A 9309-nucleotide genomic window follows, 5' to 3' on the forward strand; every position below is an offset into this window, starting at 1 on the left:
ATGGAACGGATGATTTCGCCGCCCGGACAGCTATGAGTTGGTTTTGCTGTCGCCCGGCGGCGGCGACGTTGAAAGCTCCTCTGGCCTGAAGCTTCTCACCAGACCTCTGCGCGACGGCCCTTTCGACACCGTCATCGTATCGGGCGGCGAAATCATCCGTTCCATCGAGGCGATGGACGAGATCGTCGCCTGGTTGAGGCGCGTGCCGGCGCGGCGCACCACCAGCGTCTGCACCGGCGCGTACCTGCTGGCACGGGCGGGATTGCTCGACGGCCGCCGCGCCACCACGCACTGGGCCAGCAGTCACGACTTCCACCGCCGCTACCCGAAGGTCAGGCTGGATGCCGAGCGTATTTTCATCAGGGATGGCGACATCTGGACGTCGGCCGGCATCTCGGCCGGAATAGACCTGGCGCTTGCCCTCGTCGAAGATGACCTTGGCGCTGAAGTGGCGCGCCGCACCGCACAGCAGATAGTCATGCACCAGCGCCGGCCGGGCGGCCAGTCGCAATTCTCGGCCTTCGTCGAACTGGGCGGGCGAACCGGCCGCTTCGCCGCGCTGATCGAGTGGGTGCGGGCAAACCTGGCCGAACCGCTGACCGTCGAATGCCTGGCCGATCACGCGGCCATGAGTCCCCGCAACTTCGCCCGCGCCTTCACGTCCGAGACCGGCGTCACGCCGGCAAAGGCGGTAGAGCGCATGCGCCTCGATACGGCCCGCACGGCGATCGAGACCAGCCATCTCCCGCTTGAGCGCATCGCCGAAGCCGCCGGTTTTGGCGATCCCGGACGCATGCGGCGTGCCTTCCTGCGTACCCTTGGCCAGCCGCCGCAGGCGTTTCGGACGGCCGCCGAACACAGGGGGCTTCAGTGGGGCAGCCAAGCAGCGGCTCTGCCGGCTTAAACGCCGTTCCGGTCCAAAAGCGGACAAAACCGAATGAGCGCACTTGATCCAGACCGAAGTTTCACGAAAATCATTCCAAAGCCGGTTGCTGCCATTCAGTGCGCCACTTTCGGCCTGTTGGACTGGATATTGCGGCGCCTGGCCCAATCGCCGCAGACGACGAACCGGATAGCCATTATGAGGAGACTGTTTATAACGGTCGCTGAAATCGCGATGACCAAGGGGAGACGATGCGCTACATACGTCCGCTTTCAATAGAAGATGCCGTTGGCCAGTTGGCCGGGTCGGCTGGTACGGCCGCCATCCTCGCCGGAGGCAGCGACCTCCTGGTCAGGATGAAGGGCGGCTTTGCCGAACCAGAGTTGATCGTCGACATCAAGGCGATCGATGGCTTGAGCGAGATCCGGGAAACGGCTGAAGGCTTCAGCATCGGCGCCGCGGTCCCTTGCGCCGTCCTGGGAGAGAACACCGCCCTCAAGAAGGCATGGCCTGGTGTCGTCGAGGCGGCCAAGCTGATCGGCTCCAAGCAGGTGCAGGGCCGCTGCACCATCGTGGGCAATCTCTGCAACGCATCGCCGGCCGCCGACAGCGTGCCGGCGCTGGTTGCCGCCGGCGCCAGGGCAGTGGTCGTCGGGCCGGCGGGCCGGCGCACGATCCCCGTGCAGAGCGTGCCGACCGCGCCGGGCAAGACGTCGCTGGCCAAAGGCGAGATCATCGAGGCGATCCTGCTCGACAAGCGCGAGCCGCGGTCTGGCGATGCCTATCTGCGTTTCATTCCACGCACCGAGATGGACATCGCGGTGGTCAGCGCCGGGGTGAACCTGACGCTCGACGAGCACGGTGTCGTCAAATCGGCCCGCGTGGCGCTGGGCGCCGTGGCGGCGACGGTGCTTCTGGTCGAAGAGGCCGCGGAGGTGCTCGTCGGCTCCAGGCTGGAAGAGGCGACGCTGGAGCGGCTCGCCAAGGTCTGCGCGGGGGCCTGTCGTCCCATCGACGACAAGCGCGGCACTATCGAATTCAGACGAAAAGTTGCGGGTGTGCTGGCCCAGCGGGCCGCCACATCAGCCTATGCACGTGCAGGAGGCAAATGATGGCTGGAATTGCAGTTTCAACGACAATCAACGGCGATGCTGTCGAGTATCTGTGCCAGCCCGACGAGACGCTGCTCGACGTCCTGCGCGATCGGCTGGGGCTGACGGGCGCCAAGGAAGGCTGCGGCACCGGCGACTGCGGCGCCTGCTCGATCATCCTCGATGACCGGTTGGTGTGCTCATGCCTGGTGCTCGGCGCCGAGGCTGAAGGCCGTCGCGTCGAGACCATCGAGGGCATGGCGCATGGCGATACGCTGCACCCGCTGCAGCAGAAATTCCTCGAGCACGCCGCATTGCAATGCGGCATCTGCACTCCGGGCTTCCTGATCGCGGCCAAGGACCTCCTGGCCAAGAACCCCGACCCGACCGAGGAGGAAATCCGCTTCGGCCTTGCCGGGAACCTCTGCCGCTGCACCGGTTACGACAAGATCGTGCGCGCCGTCCAGGATGCGGCCATCGTGATGAAGGGAGCCTGAGATGAATTTCGATCCACGTTTTTCCGGACGTAAATTCGCCTCCGTCGGCACACGTCCGATCCGTCCCGACGGCATCGACAAGGTGACGGGCCGCGCGCGCTACGGCGCCGACTTCAACATGGCCGGCCAGCTGGTCGGGCGCGTTCTGAGAAGCCCGCACGCCCACGCCAGGATCGTCAAGATCGACACGTCGAAAGCGGAAAAGCTCGCCGGCGTCAAGGCGGTGATCACCGCGGCCGACCTGCCCGACCTCACCGATGGCGATGCCGCCATGTACGACGTCCTCGACAATTGCATGGCGCGCACGAAGGCGCTCTATGACGGCCACGCGGTGGCCGCGGTCGCCGCGATCGACGCCCGCACCGCCAGGCAGGCGCTGAAGCTCATCGAGATCGAGTACGAGCTTTTGTCGCACGTCACCGATGTCGACGAGGCGGCGAAGCACACGGCGCCCTTGATCAATGATGCCATCTTCACCGAGGGCCTTGAGGAAAAGCCGGTAAAACCCTCCAACGTCACCAAGCGCAGCCAGTTTGGCCATGGCGATGTCCATCAGGGTTTCGGGCACGCCGACTTCATCGTCGAGCGCTCCTTCAAGACCGAGCAGACGCACCAGGGCTATATCGAGCCGCATGCCTGCGTGGCGAATTTCAGCTCCGACGGCACCGCCGACCTCTGGGTGTGCACGCAGGGCCATTTCGTCTACCGCCAGCACTGCGCCCAGCTGCTTGGCATGGAAGCCTCGAAACTGCGCGTCACCTCCTCGGAGATCGGCGGCGGTTTTGGCGGCAAGACCCATGTCTGGGCCGAGCCGGTGGCGCTGGCGCTGTCGCGCAAGGCAGGACGGCCGGTGAAGCTGGTGATGACCCGCGACGAGGTGTTCCGCGCCTCGGGCCCGACCAGCGCCACCTCGATCGACGTCAAGATCGGCGCCCGCAAGGACGGCACCATCACCGCCGCCGAAGCGACGCTGCGCTACAGCTGCGGCCCGTATGCCGGCTCCTGGGCCGAGATCGGCGCCATGACCGCGTTCGCCTGCTACAAGCTCGATAACGTCAAGACGGTCGGCTACGAAGTGCTGGTCAACCGGCCGAAGACCGCGGCCTATCGCGCGCCTTCCGCACCCATGGCAGCCTTCGCGGTGGAAAGCGCCGTCGACGAGCTGGCCAAGAAGATCGGCATGGACCCGGTCGACTTCCGGATCAAAAACGCCGCGCAGGAAGGCACACGGTCCTCCTACGGTCCGGTCTACGGCCCGATCGGCATCGGCCCGACGCTCGAGGCGGTGAAGAGCCATCCGCACATGAAGGCGCCGCTGGGCAAGAACCAGGGCCGCGGCATGGCTTGCGGCTTCTGGTTCAACTTCGGCGGCCAGACCTGCACCGACCTCAACATCGGCATGGACGGCTCGGTCTCGCTTGCCGTCGGCACGGTCGACGTCGGTGGTTCGCGCGCGTCGCTGTCGCTGGTGGCGGCGGAGGAACTCGGCATCGACTATTCCCAGGTCAAGGCGATCGTCGCCGACACGTCCAGCCTCGGCTACAACGACATGACGGACGGCAGCCGCGGCACCTTCTCGTCTTCCATGGCAACGATCTCGGCCGCCCGCAATGCGATCAAGATCCTGCGCGAGCGCGCCGCGCAGATGTGGGACATTGCCGTCGACGACGTGGTCTGGGAGAAGGGCCACGCGATCGCCAAGGGCGAGAAGCACGGCAATCTCGGCAAGCTGTCGCTGAAGGAGATCGCGGTCGAGTCGGGCAAGACCGGCGGGCCGATCGCCGGCCACAGCGAGCTCGTCGCCGATGGCGCCGGCGTCTCCTTCGCCACCCATATCTGCGATATCGAGGTCGATCCCGATACCGGCGCCGCCAGGGTCATCCGCTACACGGTCGTGCAGGATGCCGGCAAGGCGGTGCACCCGACCTATGTCGAGGGCCAATACCAGGGTGGTGCCGCGCAAGGCATCGGCTGGGCGCTCAACGAGGAGTATATCTACGGCAAGGACGGGCGGCTGCAGAACGCCGGCTTCCTCGATTACCGCATCCCGGTCTGCTCGGACCTGCCGATGATCGACACCCAGATCCTCGAAATCCCCAACCCCAACCACCCTTACGGGGTGCGCGGCGTCGGCGAGACGTCGATCGTGCCGCCGCTGGCGGCGATCGCCAATGCGGTGTCGAATGCCGCGGGCGTGCGCATGACGCACATCCCGATGTCGCCGCCGCGCATCCTTGCCGCGATCGAGGCGGAACGGGAATGGTCGAAGTAACGCTCTGGGGCTCGCTCGCCGCGACCGCCGGAGGCAACAGCAAGGTCGAGATCGAGGCCAAGGACATAAGGGAGCTGTTCAGGAAGCTGGCTGAACAGTATCCCGGCCTCGAGCCCTTGATCGACAAGGGCATCGCCGTTGCGATCGACGGGACGATCTATCGCGATACGTGGTCGAAGAAGCTGCCGGAGGGGGCGGAGATTTTTCTGCTGCCGCGATTGGCGGGGGGATAGGCGGACACATGGCAGGGTAAAAGGTGCACTGTCACCGTAATTCCCGTAATTCTAAGAAGGCCAAAAACCGCTGTTGGATTCGACCGGGAGGAGGGTCTGATTTGCGCCCCATGCCGGTCATCGCCACGGCTCATCGCCTCTTCTCACGAGCGGACATCTTCGCGACTAGGCTGAAGCTCGCTCGGCGCCGAGAACCCGCAGCGGAATGTCATGGACTCGATGGTCGGCCCTCTCATCTTTCCGTCCGCCCACCGCATATGCGCGACGTCGAAAACCCCGGGAAGGATTGCGTTGGAGCGGCGCTGATCAGACTGGTTGCGCCTCTTCAGTGTGGCGTGCGTTCCAATGGCGCAGCAGGACCGGGACCAAAAGCGCCACGCCGAGTAGCGAGGAATAGAGTTCGGGTGCCACCAGAAGCAGGGCGGCGAACACGAGCAGCACGTTTTCCCATGGGCGTGTGCGCACCAGAAGATAGCGCGATAGCGCGGCGCCCAGGCAGGTGATGCCCAGCACGCAGCCGAAAAAGGCGAGGAAGAAGTTCGGCCAGGTGAAATCCTTCGTCACCAGCAGCAGGGACGGTGAGAAGACGAACACGAAAGGAACCAGTGCCTTACCCATCCCCAGCCGGAAGGCGGTGTTGCCGGTCTTGAACGGGTCCGCCCCCGCCATGCCAGCGGCGGCGTACGCCGCCAGCGCCACCGGTGGCGTGATGTCCGCCAGCACTCCGTAATAGAACACGAAGAAGTGAGCGACGATCGGCTCGGTGCCGAGCATGACAAGCGCCGGCGCCGCGATCGTCACCATAATGATGTAGTTCGCGGTCGTCGGGATGCCGCAGCCCATCAGGATGCAGACGACGCCAGTCATGATCAAGGTGAACAATAGGGTCAGGCCCTGGGCCGAGAAGATCGCCTCGGGGATGAAGGTGCCGAAGAGAAGGGAAAGGTGTCCGGCCGTCGATGTGACGATGTAGGACAGCTTGAAGCCCACTCCGGTCAGGGTGACGACGCCCACGACGATGCCGACGGTTGCGGCAGCGGCTCCGACTGCGAGCGCATATTTGGCGCCGTCGCGCAGACACGTCACGATGTCGGCGACCGACATGCGCCGGCGCGGATTGAGCAAGCCGACGAGAATACACAAGGTGATGCCCCAGAAGGCGGCCATGTAGGGCGTGTAGCCCGAGAGCAGCACGCCGATAAGAACGACGAGCGGGATGATCGTCGGCCAGTCCCGCTTCAGCGCCTCGACGACATCGGGCATCTCGTCCGGCCTGAGCCCCCTGAGGCCGGTTCGCTTGGCCTCGAAATGCACCTGCATGAACACGCCAAAGAAGTGCATGAAGGCGGGCACGATGGCGGCAAGGATGATGGTCGTGTAGGGCAGTTCGAGAAATTCGATCATCAGGAAGGCCGCTGCGCCCATGATCGGCGGCGTCACCTGACCGCCGGTCGAGGACGCCGCTTCCACCGCTGCGGCGAAATGTTTCTTGTAGCCGAGCTTGATCATCGCCGGGATGGTCAGCGAGCCGACGGTAACGGTGTTGGCGACCGACGAGCCGGAAATCATGCCGAACAGCGCCGAGCCGAAGATCGACACCTTGGCGGGACCCCCGGCGTAGCGGCCGGCGACCCACGCCGCACAGTCGAGGAAGAGCTGGCCGAGGCCAATGCGGGTGGCGAAGACGCCGAACAACACGAAGTGGAAGACGTAGGTGGCGACGACGCCGAGCGCGATGCCGTAGATGCCCTGCGTCGTCAGATAAAGGTGATCGATGAGCTGGGAGACGGACGCGCCGGGGTGCACCAGAATGCTCGGCATGTACCGCCCCAACAGCGCGTAGGCCATGAAGACGACGGCGATGATGGGCAGCGGGATGCCGACGGAGCGGCGCGTCGCCTCCAGCAGAAGCAGGATGAGGATAAGGCCGAACACCACGTCGAGCGCCGTGGGATTGCCGACGCGGAAGGCAAGGTCGTCGAGCGGGATCATAGGCACGTGCATGACGACGACGACCGCAGCGATCGCCAGCAGCCAGTCGAAAAGGGGTATGCCGAGCGGCCGCAGGAGGCTGGACCGCGCGGGCTGGTCGTAGCTTTTCTTCACCAGCGGGAAGACGAGGAAGATCAGCGCCAGCACCATCGACAGGTGGATGCCCCGGTGCAGCATTTCCTGCAGCAGGCCGAAACCGGCGGTGTAGTAGTGAAACAGTGACAGCGCCACCAGGAGGAAGCCGACCAGCCAGCCCGCGACACGGGTCAGTGGCCGGAAGCGGATTTCGGAGTCGAATTTCTCCTCCAGTTCGCGAGCGCTCTCCTCATCGAACTCCATTGCGGAAAGCTTGATCTTGTCGTCATCGCTCATGGCCGGTTCCGTGTCCTGAATTTCCAGACAAAAGAGGCGGAAAGCATCCCTTCCGCCTCGTTGTTGTCAGCCGGTCCAAATGCCTCTTATTTCAGGGTGCCGACTTCCTTGTAGAATTTCTCTGCGCCGGGATGAAACGGAATGCCAGCGCTGGTAACCGCGTTCTGGAGCGTGATCAGCTTGCCCTTGGCGTGGCCTGCCTGCAGGGCCTTTTGGGTTTCGTCGCTGTAAAGCGACTTGACGATCTTGTAGACGAGGTCGTCGGTCTGCTTGGCGCTGGTCACCCATTGAGCGGCGACGGAAATGGTCTTGGTTTCGCCGACATTTTTGTAGGTGCCTTCCGGCACGGTATCGGTGGAGAAGAACTTCTGCTCGGACAGCAGCTTGTCGGCCTCGGGGCCGGTGATCGGCACCAGCGTGATGTTGTTGGTGGTGGCAAGCTCAACGATTGCGCCGGTCGGATAACCACCGACGAAGAAATAAGCGTCCATGGCGCCATCCTGCAGCCGCTCTCCGGCCGGGCCAGGCTTGAGATATTCGGGCTGCACGTCCTTTTCAGCCAGACCGTAAGCGCCAAGCACAAGTCGCGCATCGACGATGGTGCCGGAGCCCGGCTCGTCAAGAGAGACGCGTTTGCCCTTGAGATCCGCCACCGACTTAATGCCGGCGTCGGCACGCGCGACCAAATGGATCGTCTCGGGATAAAGCGTCGCGATGAGGCGCAGGTCGTCAACCTTGGGCTTGCCCTCATAGAGGCCGGTGCCCGAATGCGCCCAGTAGGCGACGTCGGATTGCGTGAAGCCCGATTCGGACGCGCCCGACTGGATGGCGCTGATGTTGGCCACCGAACCGTTGGAGGACGTGGCGGTGGCGACCAAGCCTTCGACGCCGGCCGCCCCGGTTGCCGAGATGGCGTTGGCGATCAGGCCGCCCACCGGATAGTAGGTACCGGACGTTCCGCCCGTGCCGATGCGGAAAAACGCCTGCTGCGCGCGTGCCGGCGAAAATCCGGCCGCAGCCAAAGCCAGAGCGCCCGCGCCTATGGAAAAGGTGCGGCGGTTGATCGAAATAGTCATGCTACCTCCCAGTCTAAAAACCGGCAGGATGTTGCAGCGGCCAAGGTGTTGTCAACCTGTACACGCTTTTTGAGAGCGGATCGGTCCTCGCGGGCTGGCCGTGGCGCATCCTCAATAGGTGCAAATTTTGAAGAAGCACCAAAATTCGATCTGAGCCTTTATCATTGGTTGAACGGCAGTAGTTCGCATCCTTGCGCCAAAGCTGCCTGTCTGAATTCGGCCCAAAAGCAGCCATTCACCTCAACCCGCCCCTATCTCTCCTCCACAATCCTCAAATAAACCGCCGTCACGAACAGCACGATCAGCCCGACAAGATCCGCCTTGCCCCTTCCGGCATCTGCAGGATCGTCAGCACGGTCAGGATCAGGGCGCCGAGGATGGTGCCGGTGTAGACACCGCGGCCGCCGAAGATCGAGGTGCCGCCAATGACGGCGGCCACCCCGGCGCCTTCTGCCGGAAGGCGCGGCAGGCTATGGATACTTGGTCGGCGGTACGGCAGGGTTCAAATCGCCCTGCAGTTCCTTCGGCAGCGGCAGGCTTGAGCATTGCAGGTGCACTTCGCGGGCGAACAGCTTTCGTTGCTTCTGCTCATGCTCCTTGATGGCTGCGACGAGCCCCATCGAGTATGGACCAAGCAGGACGCCGAAACCCCATCCCGGATGCTCTTTCTCGCGAGCCTCGTAATCCGAAGCCGCCCTGCGGGCCTGCTGGCATGCCGGGGAGGCCCATTTCTGGTCCTGCTGCGAAAGCGACGCCTCATAGTCGACCGGGGAGGTCGCGCACCCAGCCACTGCCGCAGTCAATGCGAGGCAGATTGCGTTTCTCATCCGAAGCCTCTCCTAAGCCTTGTGAAGGGCCTGCATAGACCTGTTCATCCCACAAGGCGATAGCTG

At 64.0% G+C, this 9309-nt stretch carries 8 protein-coding genes and 1 pseudogene; 5 read left to right on the forward strand and 4 right to left on the reverse strand.

Annotated elements, in window-relative coordinates; genetic code table 11:
• Positions 1-37: 37 nt before the first annotated feature.
• From ENZ75_RS11115 to ENZ75_RS11135, 5 genes are all read left to right on the forward strand, one after another.
• Positions 38-904, forward strand: a complete 867-nt coding sequence (locus tag ENZ75_RS11115) for a GlxA family transcriptional regulator (protein WP_245481146.1) — start codon at positions 38-40, stop codon at positions 902-904.
• A gap of 230 nt (positions 905-1134) precedes the next feature.
• Positions 1135-1995 carry a xanthine dehydrogenase family protein subunit M gene (locus ENZ75_RS11120; RefSeq protein ID WP_063168619.1) on the forward strand — a complete coding sequence of 287 codons (861 nt, stop codon included), beginning with the start codon at positions 1135-1137 and terminating at the stop codon, positions 1993-1995.
• Positions 1995-2471 carry a (2Fe-2S)-binding protein gene (locus tag ENZ75_RS11125; protein ID WP_013530647.1) on the forward strand — a complete coding sequence of 159 codons (477 nt, stop codon included), beginning with the start codon at positions 1995-1997 and terminating at the stop codon, positions 2469-2471. The genes ENZ75_RS11120 and ENZ75_RS11125 overlap by 1 nt, the downstream gene beginning before the upstream one ends.
• Position 2472: 1 nt before the next feature.
• A complete protein-coding gene (locus tag ENZ75_RS11130) occupies positions 2473-4743 on the forward strand; it encodes a xanthine dehydrogenase family protein molybdopterin-binding subunit (RefSeq protein ID WP_063168620.1) in 2271 nt (756 codons plus the stop codon).
• Positions 4731-4976 carry a MoaD/ThiS family protein gene (locus ENZ75_RS11135; protein ID WP_024501711.1) on the forward strand — a complete coding sequence of 82 codons (246 nt, stop codon included), beginning with the start codon at positions 4731-4733 and terminating at the stop codon, positions 4974-4976. Before ENZ75_RS11130 ends, ENZ75_RS11135 begins: the two co-directional genes overlap by 13 nt.
• A 306-nt stretch (positions 4977-5282) precedes the next feature.
• Here the strand turns inward: ENZ75_RS11135 and ENZ75_RS11140 are convergent, their stop codons facing one another.
• The 4 genes and pseudogenes from ENZ75_RS11140 to ENZ75_RS11155 form a co-directional block, all read right to left on the reverse strand.
• The gene (locus ENZ75_RS11140; protein ID WP_063168621.1) at positions 5283-7340 is read right to left on the reverse strand and encodes a TRAP transporter permease; all 2058 of its coding nucleotides are present in this window, start codon (positions 7338-7340) and stop codon (positions 5283-5285) included.
• A gap of 86 nt (positions 7341-7426) precedes the next feature.
• Positions 7427-8416: a TAXI family TRAP transporter solute-binding subunit gene (locus ENZ75_RS11145; protein WP_024501713.1), complete on the reverse strand. Its 990-nt coding sequence runs from the start codon at positions 8414-8416 to the stop codon at positions 7427-7429.
• A gap of 251 nt (positions 8417-8667) precedes the next feature.
• Positions 8668-8852, reverse strand: a pseudogene (locus tag ENZ75_RS11150) (ABC transporter permease); the annotation flags it as partial.
• 34 nt (positions 8853-8886) lie between these two features.
• On the reverse strand, positions 8887-9243 hold the full coding sequence (locus ENZ75_RS11155; RefSeq protein WP_024501714.1) for a hypothetical protein: 357 nt from the start codon (positions 9241-9243) through the stop codon (positions 8887-8889).
• Positions 9244-9309 lie beyond the last annotated feature (66 nt).

It is taken from the genome of Mesorhizobium sp. M7A.F.Ca.CA.002.04.1.1 (assembly GCF_004022805.1).
In the GTDB taxonomy this organism is placed as follows: domain Bacteria; phylum Pseudomonadota; class Alphaproteobacteria; order Rhizobiales; family Rhizobiaceae; genus Mesorhizobium; species Mesorhizobium ciceri.